Below are 15,490 nucleotides of genomic sequence, written 5' to 3'. Positions count from 1 at the left end.
TGGAGCGACTACTGGCGGTGTGCCAGTGGATGGATAATTCACGTCATCGCGGCTATTGCGCGGCGCCTCTTGGAATGGATGGTCGTAGTTCAAGCGCCCTTACCGCCCCCTTAGTTACGATCTCTGCCTGAAGCGCGACTTCTGCGCTCATGCCGTGGACGCCGCGAACCCAGCCGCTAACAGTGCCCTGCTTGACTCCAAGGGCCGCCGCAGTTGCTTGCTGGGAGCCAAAATGTTCAATCAATTTTTCGATGGGGCTCTTCATGGAGCTCTGCCTAAATAAAGGGATGCCTGTATGCTAGAGGAAAGGAACACCTTTTTGCAAGATCAAAGGCTGGCCTTTATCTTCGGTCGCATGGAACTCAAAGACCGCTTAAAACAGGCACGAAAACATGCACAGCTGACGCAGGTCGAGCTGGCTGAGCGCGCAGGAATCAAACAGGCATCGGTATCTGAAATCGAGCGAGGTCTAACTCGAACGAGTGGGCACCTCGTTAAGCTCGCCACTATTTGTGGTGTTGACCCTGTTTGGCTTTCCGAGGGCACTGGCGATATGCAGGGCGTCGATGAGTCGAACGTCGAGCAAGGCCCGCCAATCATCTCCCCAACTCGAAGGATCGAAATCGTGGGCACCGCCCAGCTAGGAAACGATGGCTATTGGGTTGGCCTTGATGTTGCTGAGGGGTGGGTTGATACCTGGTCGCGGGACGAAGACGCCTACGCGCTACGTCTGAAGGGTGACTCAATGGCTCCCGCGATTCGTAGTGGCTGGATCGCCGTTTGTGAACCGAATCACCGCCTTGTGCCGGGCGAATACGTCATGGTCACGACCACTGACGGCCAGAGCATGGTCAAAGAACTGCTTTTCGAGAACGAGGAAGGCGTGAATCTTGCGTCGGTGAACTCGGCATACGGCGAGCGCCGAGTGATCGCTTGGGCAGACATCGACAAAATCCACTACGTCGGGAACATCCTGGCCCCAAGCAAGGTGCTTGGCCGCTTTTGAGTAATGCAGTAGTCCGGCAGGCCAAGTAATTAGGGCCTAGCGTCCTCACTATGGAGTGGTGAAAATGACTGTCATTAGATTCAGCTATCGAGATGCAAAGGGCGACATCACTGAGCGCGAGCTCATTCAATGGACAGAGAACACCAGCTACATTCAAGGCAGGGCGCAAGGGGATACATTCCCCAAAACATTCCGCAAGGACCGGATTGTTGAGTTCTCGCTGGGCGAAGAGTTATTGCTGAACGGCGCAGCACCCCCAGCGCCAAAGCCAAGGCCGTCAGAAATAGCAGCTGCCGCAGCCCTGTCCAACCCCCAAAAGACAGCCTTTGACGGACAAAACAAAATTCTCTTCACTGGTTTCTCTGCGGCTTACAGAGTCGAGCTGGAACAGCTCGCCGAGGGATTTGGGATGAATGTCATCAAGACGCCAAGCAAGTCTCTGACGTTTCTCTGCTACGGCGACAACGCGGGCCCGACAAAAGTGTCAAAGGCACAAGAGGCAGGTGCGTTTATCATCGACTCTGACCAGTTTTTGCATCTAGTCCAAACAGGCGAGCTACCTTAAGCATGTCTCTGACCAAACCGAACCAAGAGCTACGCCGCGACCTGAAGGATGCGGCCGCCCTCCTCAAATGGTCTGGCGTGGATCTATTCGTCATTGCCAAGCGCCTACTTGCGGCTGGAGATGAAGAAGGCGCCAATGACCTGATGAAGATCGCGCTGGCGCTCCAAGATGCCGAAGACAAGCTGGTGGGCTATGCGGACGAAGTGAAAAGCTCGAGGATCGTGCGCGCTCGGACTGACAAGTAGCCCCCCCCCGCAAGACTCAAATAGACCCGCAGTAAGCGGGCTTTTTCTTGTCTGCCCGCCAAAAGAGTACAAATGTGCTCTATCCAGTATTGCCATTTATCTAACGGTAAAATACTGTATGGATAAACAGCTAAGGAGTAGTGCTCATGGCCAAAGCCAAGCCCCAGGAAAAACCCGAACCCACGTCGTACGAGCTTCTAGCCATGCGGATTCAGCGGACTATTAACGCAACCGCAGCGCAAACCGCCAAGCGCGCCGTTATCTATAAGGCCTCGGACGAGCTGCCTGAAGACTGGGACCAGCTCCTGATGGATATAGATGAGGCCGACAACGTGACCCTGGCTCACCGTGACGATGGCGGTGTCCTGGTGTCGTGGGTTGTGCCCAAAGAAGACTGATTTCAGCGATCCCTCTTTGCCCGCCTTGTGCGGGCTTTTTTGTGCGCCTGATAAAAATAAAGGTATTCCTGTTGACTCATAATAAAGGCTGCCCTATATTTCGCTTCGTCGCCGGATCACACCGGCCAGGCAGCGAAAGCCGCCACCGCTCTTTACACAACCAGGCGCAACACACCACCAAGTGGGAAAGGTAGCTAGCACGCTCATAGGCAGGAGCCTCCCTGAGCGAAGCCGTATCGACCTCGGATCTTGGTGGCAAACCATCAACCACGGACAGAGGAGAACCCTGGCCATGAAGTAGGCACCGCTTCACCAGCGAGGCGCAGCAAGCCTGAAGGCTTCGCCCATCCCCCTAACAGGCAGCGGCAAGTTGTGGCGTCGATGTCACCGCGCATTGGCCGGACTCCCGGTAGCCCGCCCGTAATGACGAATCACCGCCGATGCAGCATCCCCGGTCTGTCGCCAGTAGCGAGGCCGGGAGCATTACAGAAAGCATCACTGAAGCACCTGGCCTACCGGGTGCTTTGGGATGCGGACGAGAACACACCGCGAAGGCGGCCCCCTGCATCAACCACCCCACGACGAGGATTCACCATGCTTGGATTGAAAAAGCTGTTCGGTAAAGGCCGCGAGGCTCGCGCTGCACTGGGCAAACTGGAAAACCGCGACCTGCTCCAGGCCATCGTTGCTGCGCAACGAACCCAAGCTGCAGGGCTTCGGCGCCGAACTCGGCAATCTGATCGACAAGGCCAAGGCTGACTTCAACGAAGGCGGCCCGCGCATCATCCGCATGAACGCCGAGCGCGAGCTGGGCGACCTGGCCCACACCCCGGGCGACGCCGAGACGGTGATCAATTTCATGCTGACCATCGCCGAATCGGATGGCGAGATCGAGCCAGCGGAAATCGAGGTGCTGGAACGCGCCGCCGCGAAGCTAAATGTCCGGCTGAAGGACTATCTGTGAAGGCTTACCTGCGGGCCAACCCATTGCAAGGTGTTCTGCTGATCATGCTCGCCTTTTTGGCTTTCCTGATGATCGCTTCAAGCCTGATCAGTCGTGGGTCCTGCGCCTGGTACGGCTACCAGACAGATCGAACTACCCGCTACGCGCTCGGCGTTGGTTGCATGGTGAAGATGCCAACCGGCTGGACACCGCAGCGCGAGCTACGCACCGAACAATAGAGCATCACTTCTGCCCATTCACAGAGTGGGCAGCGGGATGACAACCAAGGAGAAGGCAAATGTTGATACTCACCCGCCGCCCCGGCGAAACCATCCGCATCAATGACGACATCAGCGTGACCGTGCTGAGCGTATCCGGCCGACAGATCAGACTGGGAGTTGCCGCGCCGGAACAGGTCGTCGTGCATCGCGCAGAGATTTATCAACGGATTCAGGATGAAAAGCAGGCGGCTGACGCAGCCTAAGAACAACCAGCGCCACGTCAGCCCTGACGTTAACTGCCCGATCACCTGGTTCCCCATCACCAGGCTGCATCGGAGTGTGATCGGATGAGCTGCAAGCAAACAGCGGGGTGGCCACCTCGACGCGCGTACGCGGTCGATTGCCCAGCCTTCACGATCACACCCCAATGCAGCCCACCGAGGACACATTATGGAAACGATCATAAGCGGCACATGGAAGGGCCACCTCGGTTGTGGCCTTGCTCCACGCGAACTGGAATGCGTCCTGGCAACAGCCCAGGGCATGACTGGGAAAGAGATTGCCCAGCTGATCAACATCGCACCCGGCACCGTGAAGAAGCGCCTTGAGGCAGCCATGTTCAAGCTCGGCGTTCATCGCCGCGCCGCCTTGGTCGCCGAGGCCATGAAGCGCCAGATCATCAGCCCGCTATGCATCCTGCTGGTCGGGATCATGGCCATGCACTCAGCAGTTAACGACGGCGACCCCATCAGGCGCGATCGCCGAGCGCCCGAGCGGCGCACCGCCCAAGTTCGAATCGTTCGCAGGGCTGAGGCCTTCGAACTTCACGCCTGACCCACCGAGGATCACCCATGCAAACCATCATGCATCCTGCGTTTCAGGAAAAGCTGGCTGTGCTCGCGGCACTGCTCGAGTACAGCCGCACGTTGCGGGCTGCGACCCGTGCAAAGGTCGGTGCGCCGCGCTACCAGGTGGTCAGCAAAGGACCGGCTTGGGATGTGGTCGACATGGCCACCGACTCGGTGCTGGGCTTCGCATTCAGCTATCAGGCCGCTCTGCGTTTCGCCTTGGCGATGGAGGCCGGCGCCGCCAGCAAGAGAGGCCTGCAGTGATTGGCCAAAACATTCCGGATCAGCGCCAGATCGCCCGCGACTGGCTGAGCTCGTGCGTTGATGGCTTCATCGTTCATGGCGGAACCATCGAGGTGCTGCCTGGGGCCGGGAATGTGCCGCTGCCCGCCCGCCGCGAACCTAGTCAGCCCGGCGATGCGACCCGTAAGCCAGTCAACAAGAAGACGGCGGCGCGCCTTAAGCGGATTGCAGAGATTCGCGAGCTGGCCAAAACGATGACCTATGCCCAGGCAATGGCTCACACCGGAATATGCCAGGGCGTTCTGGTGCGTTATGCCGCTGACGGAGGTTTCAAATTCCAGCCTGACCCCCGGCGGGGAAAGGGCAACCTTGGCAGAAAGCTCAGTGACCCCATTGAGGATCGGAGAAAGGCCGAGAAGCTCGTTTCCTACCGCGACGCGGGCCTGAAGAGGAAAGATGCCGTCGAGCTGCTGGGAATTTCCTACAAACAGCTGTCCCGAATCCTGCGGGAATTCAACCTCACTTTCCCAACGACCGCCGAGAAGAAGGCGAAGCGAAAGCTATGAAACGCATCACCGCGCGCGTTCGGCACGGCCGGCGCCAGCAGCACATCAATCTGCCGCCCAGCGGGCTGAGTACTACTGGCCAGTTAGAAACTTCAATCCTGACAAACCGTCATTCCAAGCGATGTAGCTTAACCACACTCCACACAACAGCACCAGTAGAGAAAAATACTTGAGCAGTCTAAAGGACCACTCTCCTCTTTTGACGCGCTTCCACTCAGTTTTTAAAACAGACTGAGCCTCCACAACAATATCTTCTACTCTACGGACGTATGCGTCTGGGTCCTTGCCAAGCCCATCGGTTCTAGCTACTAAGTCGATGAGCTTCTTATCCTTCTCTCGATTCAGTCGAAGCCTAATTCGAGTAACTACCACAACGGTTTCAAGAAAGTGCTCTTGTTTCGACAAAATGAATTTTTGCTTTTCATCCTCTCGCATCTCTTTAACGATAGTGGATATCGTCTTAACAACAGACATATGGGCAACAAGTTTTGAAACATCATCCCTAAGCGCATCAATCCAAGCCTGACGGAACTCTGATGTTTTTTGGTCCTTGGTCAGGATCGCAAGAGCGAGAGATATTCCGCCGCCTATTAGCGCCACAGCTATCGCGCCCACGAGTGGGATAACCAGTGTGTCGTCCATGCTCCCTCCTATCTTGATGGAGCAATTTATCAGAACCGTCTTATCGCGTCCGCATCCGGCCACGGAGGGCGGCGCATGCCTGGAGAAAGCCATGAGCACCAGCTACCACTACAAGACCACTTCCCCGGCCGTGCTCGAAGCAGTTCGCGCGTGGGACGAAAAGCTCAAGGCATTCCACGGCCAGCGCGAGGCGATGACCAAGATCTTCGGCGGGCCAGGCTCCCCGATGTACAGCGGAAACGACAAGTACGTCGGCGGCGTGAAGATCAGCGCCAGCCGGGACCTAGATGTGCACTGGTGCCGGCCGGATGATCATGGCTACAGATCGCTTCGCACCGCCGCGAAAATCCCCAAGGGCACCCCCAAGGAGGCAAGGCCTGCTATCAAGGCTGAGCACGAACAACTCAAGGCTCTTTGGCTCGAGCACTGCCCGGCACGAATCAGCGCAGATGACACCTGGAAGGCTATCGGCCTGGACTGGGGAGCGATCTGGCTCAGTGGGGGGGTGTTCTTCGAGCTGGAGGGCACCGTGTACCTGCATCTCGGATTCAAGCTCAGCGATGACGGCGACCAGGTCGAAGGCGCCACGGAGATCATGGCAAGCGAGCTTGAAGCTGCGCGCCAGCAAATACTTCAGCAACGCAAAGCCGCCTGACCCGCGCTGCCCGCCAGCGCCTTCCCCTATTCAACGATAACGATCACGCCGCACTGGCGAGGACCGCCCATGTCTGCATTTCAGAAAAAGAACGCTCTCGACTTCAAAACCCAGTACGGCCTCGGCTTCGACCCTCAAGACGATGAGATCGTGGTGGACTTCTTCTGCGGTGGAGGCGGCGCCGGTACCGGCTTGGAGATGGGCCTGGGCCGGCCGGTGACGGTCGCCAAGAACCACAGCCCGGCAGCCATAAGCATGCACACCGCCAACCATCCTGCGGCGCGGCACTTCACCACAGACGTGTTCGATGGCGACCCGGACGAAGAGTGCCAGGGCCGTCCAGTTGGCTGGTTCCACATGAGCCCCGATTGCACGCACCACAGCCAGGCCGCCGGCGGCCAGCCGCGCAAGCGCGAGATCCGCAACCTGTCGTGGATCGGCCTCAAGTGGGGCGGCAAGAAGAAGCCCCGAGTGATCAGCCTGGAGAATGTGAAGCAGATTTTGCAGTGGGGCCCGCTGATAGCCAAACGCGACAAGGCCACCGGCCGGGTGATGAAGCTGGACGGCACAGTGGCCGCAGTCGGCGAGCGCGTACCGGTGCACCAGCAGTTCCTCGTGCCTGACCCGAAACGTCGCGGCACCACCTGGCGCCGGTTCGTGCAGCTGCTGGAAGGCATGGGCTATCAGGTCGAATGGCGCGTGATCAAAGCCTGCGACTTCGGCGCACCGACCAGCCGCGAGCGCCTTTTCATGATCGCCCGCTGCGACGGTCAGCAGATTGTTTGGCCCGAGCCAACACACGCCAAGCACCCTGCGAAGGGACAGCAGAAGTGGCGCACCGCCGCTGACTGCATAGATTGGACCGTGCCGAGCAAGAGCATCTTCGGGCGCAAGAAGGACTTGGCCGGCGCCACGCTGCGCAGGGTAGCCAAAGGCATGAAGAAGTTCGTGTTGGACAACCCGCAACCATTCATCGTCCCGATTGCAAACTGGTCTGGCGAGCTGGCCCAGTCAGCGCAGGAGCCGCTGCGCACCGTAACGTCCTGGCCTCGCGGCGGGTCATTCGCCATGGCCAGCCCAATCATCGCCCCCGCGACCCATCAGGGCAGCGATCGCGTCAACGACCCAGCGGATCCGGTGCCGACCATTACCTGCGCTAACCGCGGGGAGCTGATGATAGCGAGCCCGATTATGGTTGGTGCTGGCGGGCCGATTTATGCGGGCCACCCAGTAACAGCCGACCAACCCATGGGTACCCTGATGACCCGTAGTCATCGCGCACTCGCATCAGCGCACCTGGTGAAGTTCCGGTTCAACAGCGAGGGCTCTGCCATAACAGATCCGGTACCAACCATCACCAGTGGCGGCAACTACAAGCGCCCAGCCGGAGCGGCGCATGCCATGGGCGTTTGCACGGCATTCATTGAGCAGGCAAACGGCGGTTTCAATACGACACCAGCCAAGGGCGCAGATGAGCCGCTCACCACGGTCACCAACACCGGCAGTCAGCAGCGCCTGGTGACTGCAAATCTGGCCACGCTGCGTAAAAACTGCGTGGGCAGAGGTGTCGATGAGCCGGTGCCGACGATGACCGCCGCCGCCGAGCACCACGCGCTGATCGAGTACAAGCTGTCGCCAGAGCACGAGGCCGGCGCTTTGCGAGTTGCGGCGTTCCTGGTCAGCTACTACGGCACAGAGAACGTCAGCGCTTGCGATGCCCCAGCGCCCACGATCACCACCAAGGATCGACTCGCCCTGGTGACCGTATTCGTGAAAGGCACCCCGTACGTGATCGTCGACATATGCCTCCGGATGCTGCAGCCGCACGAGCTTTACCGCGCCCAAGGCTTCCCGGCCAGCTACATCATCGACCAGGGCGCCGACGGCAAGCCGTTTACCAAGACCCAGCAGGTACACATGTGCGGCAACAGCGTAAGCCCTCCGCCGATGGCTGCGCTGGCCAGGGCCAATGACCCATGGAGAATCACGCAACGCCAATCGGAGGCCGCATGAAGCCCATCCCCCGCTCCTACTCCCAGCCCCGAGTCGGCATGCCGCAGTTCACTTTATCCAACGTATGCGACGAGTGCGGGCAGCATCGCGCCCACGGCAACCACAAGGCCTGCTCGAAGAAGCGACAGGCAAGGTATCAAACGGAGAATCGAGCATGAGCCTGCACCGAAAACTGAACGAGCGGGAGCGTATGGCCTACGCCAGTGTCGCGCGCCTTGAACGAGAGCGCGACGATCTGCACGCCCAGCTGGCCGAGAGGGATGCGCTACTGCGCGAGGCCGCTTGCCATGCAACTCGCATGGAGCCCATGAGCGCTTCATGCCTGAACCGAATCGACGCCGCCCTCGACCGCAAAGCCTGACCTCCCAACTTTAACCCCTCTCCCCTCTATTCACTGCCGCGATATGGCGGCCAAGGAATCCCCGTGCACGAAGAAAAAGTCGTGATGTACGAATCCCCCGAAGCCGCCAGCTTCCAGACCGTGACGGGCTGGGTCGATCCTTCTGGCCGGTTCTGGGGCAATGATGAGCACATGGCCCGCTACTGCGGCTCGACACATCGACATTGCGAGAAGAACCCGGAGCACCCGATCCGCGCTACCAGTGGACGGTGCGAGACCTGCCATTCAGAAAGTCGCGCGACCAAGTTCGAAGCCATGCCGAAGCGCGTATGGGCTGGCGAGCCGATCACTGACTACGATGGGGACCGGTACTTCTTCGATGAAGAGGACCTGTGTGACTATCTTGTCGATTATGAGATCGACTTGGGCGACCTGAAGCTGGTCTTCTGCACGCCGAACTACCCCGGACAGATCGATCCCAACGACCACTTCTGTGACGACCTGCCAGAGGACGGCGAACTGCACGACGAGCAGATCCTCGCGGCATTCGAACTGCTCAACGAGATGATCCGCAAGAGCCCGCCTCTGTCCTGGTCTCCCGGCAATGAGGCCGTCGAGCTGTCCCAGTCGTTCCTCGACATGATCAAGCACGAACGCGAGGAGGCAGCATGACCCGCCTCGCCCTCTGCCTCTTGCTGCTGGCCACCGGCGCCAGCGCGTCGCCTCTTCCGTGGGGCGTCAATACCTTCCACGACGACGAGCGCGCTGCCACCTGTTGGTACACCGCTACGGGCCTCAGCTGCATTCCCGACAGCCAGCTCAAGGGCCGCTACAAGCACCAGGCCGGCAACGAGCGCCAGCTCTCCCCGCACGAAACACAACCCGAACCTACACCCGCACTGGCGCCTGGGCGCTGGATTGATGAGAGGTATCAGCTGTGACTGAACTCGAAGAACTGCTGTTGGCTGCCAAGGCTGCCGGGATTGAAGTAGAGCCGTGCACCTGCAGCGATCCGAAGTGGCCGCTGCGTATCAAGGGCAGGTCCGGAACCCGGGCACACTGGAATCCCAACATCAACGACGGCGACGCATTCAAGCTGGCCATCGATCTGGGAATACCGATCAGCGTGCAAGGATCAGGCGAGGATGAAGCCGTATTGGCTGACGACACCATGATCTGGGTGAGCTGCGATTACGCGCAGGGGGATCGGAGGAAGGCTGCGCGCACTGCCATCGTCAGCGTCGCGGCTCAGCTTGGAGAGGCAATGCCATGATCCTTCTACCCATCGCTGCCCCGCTCTACATGGCCTGGTTGATCTGGAAGGGGCCGAGGCCATGAGCACATGCAACGATGCAGTGCCGGACGCCGGTACCGGGATGCTCCCGCTGCGCGCCCAGAAATGGGGGCGCTGGGGCGAGATCTATCCATGCCACGCACACACCGGCAGCAACTGCAGTGCCTGCGGCGGAACCGGCTACCGCTCCATCTGCAACCGAACCGACTGCCATGAACACGGCTGCCAAGGTCGTGCCTGCTCCAGCACGAAAGAGCAGTTCGCGGCTCAGCAAAGCAGCATCAAGTAACCCCTCCCCCTACAACAACTCAAGCCTGCCGGTAGGTGGGCGAGGATGAGCTATGTCCGCAACATCACGATTCCACGAAGTCGCCAACGATGCCCTGGTGAAGATCAGCAACAACCTGTGGCCCGAGGCGAAGCTCGCCCTGGTCATCTACACGCCTGGCGAGCCCGGAAAGGACATCGTTCTAAAGGATCAAGGCATTGTCCTCGATGAAGTGATCAGCACCCTTCGCCGTGGAGGCCTAAGCATCGACGGCGACAACGCCTACAAGCGTGACTTGCTCGACTCGGTCGTAGGTGCGATGGCCTTCGGTGTGCAGAACCAAAACCAACCGCCTTCCGGCCACTGGAGGCAGCGCTTCTGGGATATCGGTCGGGAAGAGAGAGCGCTGGCGGAAGAGTTGACCGCAGCGCTGAAGCTCACCCGGGAGAACCTGCGTGCCTGCCAGGCAACCATCCACCTTTGCGGTGGCTTTGATCCCGCCTATGTCACAGATGCTCAAGCCGCGATGAAAGTCGCTGATGCTGCGCTCGCCAAGGTCAGCGCCTAAGCCCTCCCCACCTCTGCCGCCATGCGCGGCGTGGAGCCTACAATGAAGAAAGAACTGATCAAGATCAGCGAGTTTCAGCGCCGCAAATGGGGCGAGAACGGAACGCCGCTGTGCTCCCAGGCGATACGCAACTACCTGCGCAATCGCAAGCTACCCGGCGAGCGCGTCGGGAATATCTGGTACGTTGACTGGGCCGCTTACCAGCGTACTACCGGCAACAACCTGGTCGACATGGTGCTGAAAGGAGTCGCGTGATGGTTCCTCGCCCAAGGAACAAGGCCAACAAGGGCCTCCCCCAAAACCTCTACTTCGACGCGCGCCGTGGCACGTACCGCTACCGGCGGCCCACAGATGGCAAATGGTTCCAGTTCGGCACCGATCGCGGCAACGCCATCGACGCAGCGAGCCAGCTGAACACTACCTTCCTGCGTGGCGGCGACTTGGTTGCCGCCGTTCTGGGCGAGAAGAAAGTGACCCTGGCCGAATTCCTGGACACGTACGAGCGGCATGTGCTGCCGCCGCGCGAGCTGGCCAAGGCCACCCTGGAGCTGTACGCCGTCCGGTTCAAACAGATACGTGCCGGGCTGGGCCAGAGGCCAATCGACGAAATTACGATACGGATGGTCGCAGAATTTCTGGAACCGCTGACAGCCCGCGCCAGCAATCAGGCGCGAGCGATCCTTATCGATGTGCTCAATCACGCGGCGGCGAAGGGCCTTTGCCCCGACAATCCGGCCGCCAGCACCATACCGAGGATTGAGAAGAAGCAGCGCAAGCGCCATACGGTCGAAGGCTTGAGGGCGATTCGCGAGAAGTCACCACGATGGCTGCAAAACGCTATCGATTTGGCGTTGATCACTGCACAACGGCGTGGCGACATTCTCGATATGAAGTTCGAAGATGCTCGCGAGGGCTACCTATACGTAATCCAAAACAAGACCGAAAAGGCATCCGACGCTGGCTGGCTAAAGATTAAAATAACCGAGCAGTTGAGCGACGTGCTGGCCAGGTGCAGAGACGACTTGCTGTCGCCATACCTGGTACACCGCCGGCCCGAGCGGAAGAAGAAGCGCGAAGGGAAAGATCACTGGACGAAGGTCGACGAGAGGTTTCTCACTCGGGCCTTCAAGGATGCGAGGGATACCGCCGGCTGCTACAGCGACCTCAAAGAGGAGGAGATGCCGGGGTTTCATGAGGTGCGCGCCCTGTCCCTGCACCTGTACAAGCGGGCAGGGAAAGACGGCCAGAAGATCGCTGGCCACACCACCGAAGGGATGACCAGAAACTACCAGAAGGGTCATGCAGATGTGGTGTGGTCCGTGGTTGAAGCGGACCTCGACATCGGAGAAATCGCCAGATAGTTTTGCGCCAGTTTTGCGCATGTTTTGCGCAGGCACAAAAAAGCCGATCTAGCTGATCGGCTTAAGCGTCTGATTTTACTCAGGAATATTGGTCGGGACGGAGTGATTCGAACACTCGACCCCTTGCACCCCATGCAAGTGCGCTACCGGGCTGCGCTACGCCCCGACTGGGCTTGAAGCATGCTCTCAATGTTGCTGAGAACGTTGAAGAATGTACCTTAAGCTTTTGAATTATGGAAGTATTATTTTCCAGTGAATCCTTCCAGCTTAACTACTTCTTCAGCACCACCAATACATCTTCCAACTCGACAATCATCTGCCGAATCAGTTGCTTGTACTGGGTAGTGTCATCCTTGGCCTCATCACTGGACAAGCGCAAGCGTGCACCGCCAATGGTGAAACCCTGATCGTAAAGCAACGCGCGGATCTGCCGGATCATCAGCACATCCTGGCGCTGATAATACCGGCGATTGCCGCGGCGTTTAACCGGGTTGAGCTGCGGGAACTCCTGCTCCCAATAACGCAGCACATGTGGCTTGACCGCACAAAGCTCACTCACTTCACCAATGGTGAAGTAGCGCTTGCCTGGGATCGGCGGAAGCTCGTCGTTATGACTTGGTTCCAGCATAAGCCTCAACTCGGGCCTTCAACTTCTGCCCTGGACGAAAGGTGACGACTCGACGCGCCGTGATCGGGATCTCTTCACCCGTTTTCGGGTTGCGACCCGGACGCTGACGCTTGTCCCGCAGGTCGAAATTGCCGAAACCGGACAATTTCACCTGCTCGTTGTCTTCCAACGCGTGCCTGATTTCTTCAAAAAACAGTTCGACCAATTCCTTGGCCTCACGCTTGTTCAGACCCAGCTCCTCGTACAGCCGTTCTGCCATCTCAGCTTTCGTCAGAGCACCCATACGCTATTTCCTTAACGTGGTGTTCAACCTTTGTTCGAGCGAGGTGAGAATGTTTTGCATCGTCGCATTCACCTCTTCATCATTAAGAGTGCGCGATGGATGCTGCCAGGTCAAGCCAACGGCAAGGCTTTTTCTATCAGGATCAATGCCTTTACCCTCATACACATCAAACAGCCTGAGGTCTGTCAGCCACTCGCCTGCATTTTCACGGATTACTGCCATTACCGAGCTAGAAGCTACATCACCTCCGGCGATCAACGCCAGGTCACGACGCACTTCCGGGAACTTGGACAGTTCATGGAATTTCGGCAAGCGCCCTTCCACCACATCCGCCAATACCAGCTCGAACACGTACACGGTACGGTCCAGGCCCAGGGTCTTGGCCAGCTCCGGATGCAATGCACCCACATAGCCCACTTCGCGACCATCACGCTCGATGCGCGCGGTTTGCCCCGGATGCAGCGCCGGGTGCTTGCCCGCAACGAAGGTGAAGTCGGTCAGCGAACCGGAGAAGCCCAGTACCGCCTCGACATCGGCCTTCACATCGAAGAAGTCGATGCTGTCACGGCTGTTCGCCCAGCCTTCCGGCAGACGGCTGCCGCACACTACACCGGCCAACATCGGCTCTTGCTTCAGGTTGCCCAGTTGGCCAACGAAACGCAGGCCGCTTTCGAACATGCGTACGCGGTCTTGCTGGCGGTTGAGGTTGTGCTGCAGCGCCTTGACCAGGCCCGGCCACAGGGAGGCACGCATGGCCGCCATGTCGCTGGAGATCGGATTGGCCAACAGCAGCGGTTCAACACCCGGGGTGAACAGCTCGAACAGTTTCGGCTCGATGAAGCTGTAGGTGATCGCTTCCTGGAAACCACGGGCCACCAGCAGGCGACGCAGTGCTGGCAGGTCGCCACGGGCTTCAGCCTTGGCTTGAGGCGCCAGGCGCGCTTGCGGGTAACGGACCGGCAGGCGGTTGTAACCGTACAGGCGGGCCAGCTCTTCGATCAGGTCGACTTCCAGGCTGATATCGAAGCGATGGCTAGGTACTTCGACCTGCCACTGCCCTTCACCAGCGGTGGTTTTCAGGCCCAGGCCGTTGAGCAGTTGCTCGACTTCGGCGCTGGCCATTTCCATGCCCAGCATCTGGGTCACGCGCTCGGCACGCAGGGTCACCGGGGCCACATTCGGCAGGTCGGCTGCGCTGGTGACATCAACGATCGGGCCAGCTTCGCCGCCGACGATTTCCAGCAGCAGACCAGTGGCGCGCTCCATGGCTTCGCGGGCCAGTTGCGAGTCCACACCACGCTCGTAGCGGTGCGAGGCGTCGGTGTGCAGGCCGTAGGAACGGGCCTTGCCAGCAACCGAAATCGGCTCGAAGAAGGCACTTTCCAGGAACAGGTCACGGGTGCCAGCAGCAACGCCGCTGTGCTCGCCACCCATCACGCCGGCAATCGCCAGGGCGCGGCTGTGGTCAGCAATGACCAAAGTGTCGGAACGCAGGGTCACTTCCTGGCCGTCCAGCAGCACCAGCTTCTCGCCGTCTTCAGCCATGCGCACGCGAATGCCACCGTTGATCTCGGCGAGATCGAAGGCGTGCATCGGCTGGCCCAGCTCGAGCATCACGTAGTTGGTGATGTCGACAGCGGCGTCGATGCTGCGCACGTCGGAACGACGCAGGCGCTCGACCATCCACAGCGGGGTTGGGCGCGACAGGTCGACATTGCGGATAACCCGGCCCAGGTAACGCGGGCAAGCCGCAGGGGCCAGCACTTCCACCGGACGGGTTTCGTCATGGGCAGGCGCAACCGCCGGCACCGTCACACGGGTGACCGGCGCGGCGTACAAGGCACCGACGTCACGGGCCAAGCCCGCTACCGACAGGCAGTCGCCACGGTTCGGGGTCAGGCCGATCTCGATGCTGGCGTCGTCCAGGTCCAGGTAGACACGGATGTCCTGGCCAACCGGGGCGTCAGCCGCCAGTTCCAGCAGGCCGTCGTTTTCTTCGCTGATCTGCAGTTCAGCTGCCGAGCACAGCATGCCGTTGGACTCGACACCGCGCAGCTTGGCCTTCTTGATCTTGAAGTCGCCCGGCAGCTCGGCGCCAATCATGGCGAACGGGATTTTCAGGCCAGGGCGCACGTTGGGCGCGCCACACACTACCTGGAAAGTCTCGCTGCCACTGCTGACCTGGCACACGCGCAGCTTGTCGGCATCCGGGTGCTGCTCGGTGCTCAGCACTTCGCCGACGATGATGCCGCTGAATTGACCGGCGGCCGGCGTTACGCTGTCGACCTCAAGACCGGCCATCGACAGACGGGCTACCAGCTCGTCACGGGATACCTGCGGGTTGACCCAACCGCGCAGCCACTTTTCACTGAATTTCATCCTGCTCTCCTGAAAGATTCGTTA

Annotated in this window: 25 protein-coding genes and 1 tRNA gene; 20 read left to right on the top strand and 6 right to left on the bottom strand. The window is 59.6% G+C overall.

Annotated elements, in window-relative coordinates; translation table 11 throughout:
- Window positions 1–52: 52 nt before the first annotated feature.
- Entirely contained in the window at window positions 53–265 is a 213-nt protein-coding gene (locus M5G11_RS02455; RefSeq protein ID WP_273911406.1) for a transcriptional regulator, read from the bottom strand.
- Between the two features lie 90 nt (window positions 266–355).
- On the opposite strand from M5G11_RS02455, the gene M5G11_RS02450 reads away from it, so the two are divergent.
- The 10 genes from M5G11_RS02450 to M5G11_RS02405 all read left to right on the top strand — a co-directional run bounded on the left by M5G11_RS02450 (window position 356) and on the right by M5G11_RS02405 (window position 5,035).
- On the top strand, window positions 356–1,006 hold the full coding sequence (locus M5G11_RS02450; protein WP_273911443.1) for a helix-turn-helix domain-containing protein: 651 nt from the start codon (window positions 356–358) through the stop codon (window positions 1,004–1,006).
- Window positions 1,007–1,070: 64 nt separating this feature from the next.
- Complete coding sequence (locus M5G11_RS02445) at window positions 1,071–1,571, top strand: BRCT domain-containing protein (RefSeq protein WP_273911405.1); 501 nt, start codon at window positions 1,071–1,073, stop codon at window positions 1,569–1,571.
- Window positions 1,572–1,573: 2 nt separating this feature from the next.
- A complete protein-coding gene (locus M5G11_RS02440; RefSeq protein WP_273911404.1) occupies window positions 1,574–1,816 on the top strand; it encodes a hypothetical protein in 243 nt (80 codons plus the stop codon).
- A gap of 146 nt (window positions 1,817–1,962) precedes the next feature.
- Complete coding sequence (locus M5G11_RS02435; RefSeq protein ID WP_273911403.1) at window positions 1,963–2,214, top strand: DUF1654 domain-containing protein; 252 nt, start codon at window positions 1,963–1,965, stop codon at window positions 2,212–2,214.
- A gap of 685 nt (window positions 2,215–2,899) precedes the next feature.
- Entirely contained in the window at window positions 2,900–3,178 is a 279-nt protein-coding gene (locus tag M5G11_RS02430) for a TerB family tellurite resistance protein (protein ID WP_273911402.1), read from the top strand.
- The gene (locus M5G11_RS02425; protein ID WP_273911401.1) at window positions 3,175–3,396 is read left to right on the top strand and encodes a hypothetical protein; all 222 of its coding nucleotides are present in this window, start codon (window positions 3,175–3,177) and stop codon (window positions 3,394–3,396) included. Before M5G11_RS02430 ends, M5G11_RS02425 begins: the two co-directional genes overlap by 4 nt.
- Window positions 3,397–3,455: 59 nt before the next feature.
- On the top strand, window positions 3,456–3,641 hold the full coding sequence (gene csrA / locus M5G11_RS02420) for a carbon storage regulator CsrA (RefSeq protein ID WP_273911400.1): 186 nt from the start codon (window positions 3,456–3,458) through the stop codon (window positions 3,639–3,641).
- A 187-nt stretch (window positions 3,642–3,828) separates the two neighbouring features.
- The gene (locus M5G11_RS02415) at window positions 3,829–4,212 is read left to right on the top strand and encodes a response regulator transcription factor (RefSeq protein WP_273911399.1); all 384 of its coding nucleotides are present in this window, start codon (window positions 3,829–3,831) and stop codon (window positions 4,210–4,212) included.
- Between the two features lie 17 nt (window positions 4,213–4,229).
- Window positions 4,230–4,490, top strand: coding sequence for a hypothetical protein (locus tag M5G11_RS02410; RefSeq protein ID WP_273911398.1), 261 nt, complete (start codon window positions 4,230–4,232; stop codon window positions 4,488–4,490).
- Window positions 4,487–5,035 (top strand): hypothetical protein, encoded by a 549-nt coding sequence (locus M5G11_RS02405; protein ID WP_273911397.1) that lies wholly within the window; start codon window positions 4,487–4,489, stop codon window positions 5,033–5,035. The genes M5G11_RS02410 and M5G11_RS02405 overlap by 4 nt, the downstream gene beginning before the upstream one ends.
- Window positions 5,036–5,107: 72 nt before the next feature.
- On the opposite strand, the gene M5G11_RS02400 is transcribed toward M5G11_RS02405, so the two are convergent.
- Window positions 5,108–5,677, bottom strand: coding sequence for a hypothetical protein (locus M5G11_RS02400; protein ID WP_273911396.1), 570 nt, complete (start codon window positions 5,675–5,677; stop codon window positions 5,108–5,110).
- A gap of 91 nt (window positions 5,678–5,768) precedes the next feature.
- On the opposite strand from M5G11_RS02400, the gene M5G11_RS02395 reads away from it, so the two are divergent.
- The 10 genes from M5G11_RS02395 (at window position 5,769) to M5G11_RS02350 (ending at window position 12,176) form a co-directional block, all read left to right on the top strand.
- Window positions 5,769–6,332, top strand: a complete 564-nt coding sequence (locus tag M5G11_RS02395) for a hypothetical protein (RefSeq protein ID WP_273911395.1) — start codon at window positions 5,769–5,771, stop codon at window positions 6,330–6,332.
- A gap of 69 nt (window positions 6,333–6,401) precedes the next feature.
- On the top strand, window positions 6,402–8,345 hold the full coding sequence (locus tag M5G11_RS02390; RefSeq protein WP_273911394.1) for a DNA cytosine methyltransferase: 1,944 nt from the start codon (window positions 6,402–6,404) through the stop codon (window positions 8,343–8,345).
- Between the two features lie 154 nt (window positions 8,346–8,499).
- A complete protein-coding gene (locus M5G11_RS02385; RefSeq protein WP_273911393.1) occupies window positions 8,500–8,706 on the top strand; it encodes a hypothetical protein in 207 nt (68 codons plus the stop codon).
- Window positions 8,707–8,769: 63 nt separating this feature from the next.
- Window positions 8,770–9,357: a hypothetical protein gene (locus tag M5G11_RS02380; protein ID WP_273911392.1), complete on the top strand. Its 588-nt coding sequence runs from the start codon at window positions 8,770–8,772 to the stop codon at window positions 9,355–9,357.
- On the top strand, window positions 9,354–9,626 hold the full coding sequence (locus M5G11_RS02375; RefSeq protein ID WP_273911391.1) for a hypothetical protein: 273 nt from the start codon (window positions 9,354–9,356) through the stop codon (window positions 9,624–9,626). Before M5G11_RS02380 ends, M5G11_RS02375 begins: the two co-directional genes overlap by 4 nt.
- A complete protein-coding gene (locus M5G11_RS02370) occupies window positions 9,623–9,958 on the top strand; it encodes a hypothetical protein (RefSeq protein ID WP_273911390.1) in 336 nt (111 codons plus the stop codon). Before M5G11_RS02375 ends, M5G11_RS02370 begins: the two co-directional genes overlap by 4 nt.
- Window positions 9,959–10,019: 61 nt before the next feature.
- The gene (locus M5G11_RS02365; protein ID WP_273911389.1) at window positions 10,020–10,268 is read left to right on the top strand and encodes a hypothetical protein; all 249 of its coding nucleotides are present in this window, start codon (window positions 10,020–10,022) and stop codon (window positions 10,266–10,268) included.
- A gap of 52 nt (window positions 10,269–10,320) precedes the next feature.
- A complete protein-coding gene (locus tag M5G11_RS02360) occupies window positions 10,321–10,815 on the top strand; it encodes a hypothetical protein (protein ID WP_273911388.1) in 495 nt (164 codons plus the stop codon).
- Between the two features lie 42 nt (window positions 10,816–10,857).
- The gene (locus M5G11_RS02355; RefSeq protein WP_273911387.1) at window positions 10,858–11,070 is read left to right on the top strand and encodes a hypothetical protein; all 213 of its coding nucleotides are present in this window, start codon (window positions 10,858–10,860) and stop codon (window positions 11,068–11,070) included.
- Complete coding sequence (locus M5G11_RS02350; RefSeq protein ID WP_273911386.1) at window positions 11,070–12,176, top strand: phage integrase Arm DNA-binding domain-containing protein; 1,107 nt, start codon at window positions 11,070–11,072, stop codon at window positions 12,174–12,176. Before M5G11_RS02355 ends, M5G11_RS02350 begins: the two co-directional genes overlap by 1 nt.
- Before the next feature lie 89 nt (window positions 12,177–12,265).
- Here the strand turns inward: M5G11_RS02350 and M5G11_RS02345 are convergent.
- The 4 genes from M5G11_RS02345 to pheT all read right to left on the bottom strand — a co-directional run bounded on the left by M5G11_RS02345 (window position 12,266) and on the right by pheT (window position 15,466).
- Window positions 12,266–12,342, bottom strand: a tRNA-Pro gene (locus tag M5G11_RS02345).
- Window positions 12,343–12,447: 105 nt separating this feature from the next.
- The gene (locus M5G11_RS02340; protein ID WP_009394050.1) at window positions 12,448–12,804 is read right to left on the bottom strand and encodes a MerR family transcriptional regulator; all 357 of its coding nucleotides are present in this window, start codon (window positions 12,802–12,804) and stop codon (window positions 12,448–12,450) included.
- Window positions 12,785–13,087 carry an integration host factor subunit alpha gene (gene ihfA, locus M5G11_RS02335; protein WP_002553164.1) on the bottom strand — a complete coding sequence of 101 codons (303 nt, stop codon included), beginning with the start codon at window positions 13,085–13,087 and terminating at the stop codon, window positions 12,785–12,787. The genes M5G11_RS02340 and ihfA overlap by 20 nt, the downstream gene beginning before the upstream one ends.
- A 3-nt stretch (window positions 13,088–13,090) precedes the next feature.
- A complete protein-coding gene (gene pheT / locus M5G11_RS02330; protein ID WP_273911385.1) occupies window positions 13,091–15,466 on the bottom strand; it encodes a phenylalanine--tRNA ligase subunit beta in 2,376 nt (791 codons plus the stop codon).
- Window positions 15,467–15,490: the final 24 nt, after the last annotated feature.

Origin of the sequence: Pseudomonas fontis (assembly GCF_028656955.1) — a bacterium.
In the GTDB taxonomy this organism is placed as follows: domain Bacteria; phylum Pseudomonadota; class Gammaproteobacteria; order Pseudomonadales; family Pseudomonadaceae; genus Aquipseudomonas; species Aquipseudomonas fontis.
This window is presented reverse-complemented; position numbering and strand designations above follow the sequence as displayed.

What these genes read in the sequence shown, in the direction of transcription:
- M5G11_RS02360 (WP_273911388.1), top strand. Translation starts at nt 10,321, where the DNA reads ATGTCCGCAACATCACGATTCCACGAAGTCGCCAACGATGCCCTGGTG.
- M5G11_RS02450 (WP_273911443.1), top strand. Translation starts at nt 356, where the DNA reads ATGGAACTCAAAGACCGCTTAAAACAGGCACGAAAACATGCACAGCTG.
- M5G11_RS02400 (WP_273911396.1), bottom strand. Translation starts at nt 5,677, where the DNA reads ATGGACGACACACTGGTTATCCCACTCGTGGGCGCGATAGCTGTGGCG.
- M5G11_RS02385 (WP_273911393.1), top strand. Translation starts at nt 8,500, where the DNA reads ATGAGCCTGCACCGAAAACTGAACGAGCGGGAGCGTATGGCCTACGCC.
- M5G11_RS02355 (WP_273911387.1), top strand. Translation starts at nt 10,858, where the DNA reads ATGAAGAAAGAACTGATCAAGATCAGCGAGTTTCAGCGCCGCAAATGG.
- M5G11_RS02395 (WP_273911395.1), top strand. Translation starts at nt 5,769, where the DNA reads ATGAGCACCAGCTACCACTACAAGACCACTTCCCCGGCCGTGCTCGAA.
- M5G11_RS02340 (WP_009394050.1), bottom strand. Translation starts at nt 12,804, where the DNA reads ATGCTGGAACCAAGTCATAACGACGAGCTTCCGCCGATCCCAGGCAAG.
- pheT (WP_273911385.1), bottom strand. Translation starts at nt 15,466, where the DNA reads ATGAAATTCAGTGAAAAGTGGCTGCGCGGTTGGGTCAACCCGCAGGTA.
- M5G11_RS02445 (WP_273911405.1), top strand. Translation starts at nt 1,071, where the DNA reads ATGACTGTCATTAGATTCAGCTATCGAGATGCAAAGGGCGACATCACT.
- M5G11_RS02455 (WP_273911406.1), bottom strand. Translation starts at nt 265, where the DNA reads ATGAAGAGCCCCATCGAAAAATTGATTGAACATTTTGGCTCCCAGCAA.
- M5G11_RS02365 (WP_273911389.1), top strand. Translation starts at nt 10,020, where the DNA reads ATGAGCACATGCAACGATGCAGTGCCGGACGCCGGTACCGGGATGCTC.
- M5G11_RS02415 (WP_273911399.1), top strand. Translation starts at nt 3,829, where the DNA reads ATGGAAACGATCATAAGCGGCACATGGAAGGGCCACCTCGGTTGTGGC.
- csrA (WP_273911400.1), top strand. Translation starts at nt 3,456, where the DNA reads ATGTTGATACTCACCCGCCGCCCCGGCGAAACCATCCGCATCAATGAC.
- M5G11_RS02410 (WP_273911398.1), top strand. Translation starts at nt 4,230, where the DNA reads ATGCAAACCATCATGCATCCTGCGTTTCAGGAAAAGCTGGCTGTGCTC.
- M5G11_RS02350 (WP_273911386.1), top strand. Translation starts at nt 11,070, where the DNA reads ATGGTTCCTCGCCCAAGGAACAAGGCCAACAAGGGCCTCCCCCAAAAC.
- M5G11_RS02435 (WP_273911403.1), top strand. Translation starts at nt 1,963, where the DNA reads ATGGCCAAAGCCAAGCCCCAGGAAAAACCCGAACCCACGTCGTACGAG.
- M5G11_RS02375 (WP_273911391.1), top strand. Translation starts at nt 9,354, where the DNA reads ATGACCCGCCTCGCCCTCTGCCTCTTGCTGCTGGCCACCGGCGCCAGC.
- M5G11_RS02440 (WP_273911404.1), top strand. Translation starts at nt 1,574, where the DNA reads ATGTCTCTGACCAAACCGAACCAAGAGCTACGCCGCGACCTGAAGGAT.
- M5G11_RS02390 (WP_273911394.1), top strand. Translation starts at nt 6,402, where the DNA reads ATGTCTGCATTTCAGAAAAAGAACGCTCTCGACTTCAAAACCCAGTAC.
- ihfA (WP_002553164.1), bottom strand. Translation starts at nt 13,087, where the DNA reads ATGGGTGCTCTGACGAAAGCTGAGATGGCAGAACGGCTGTACGAGGAG.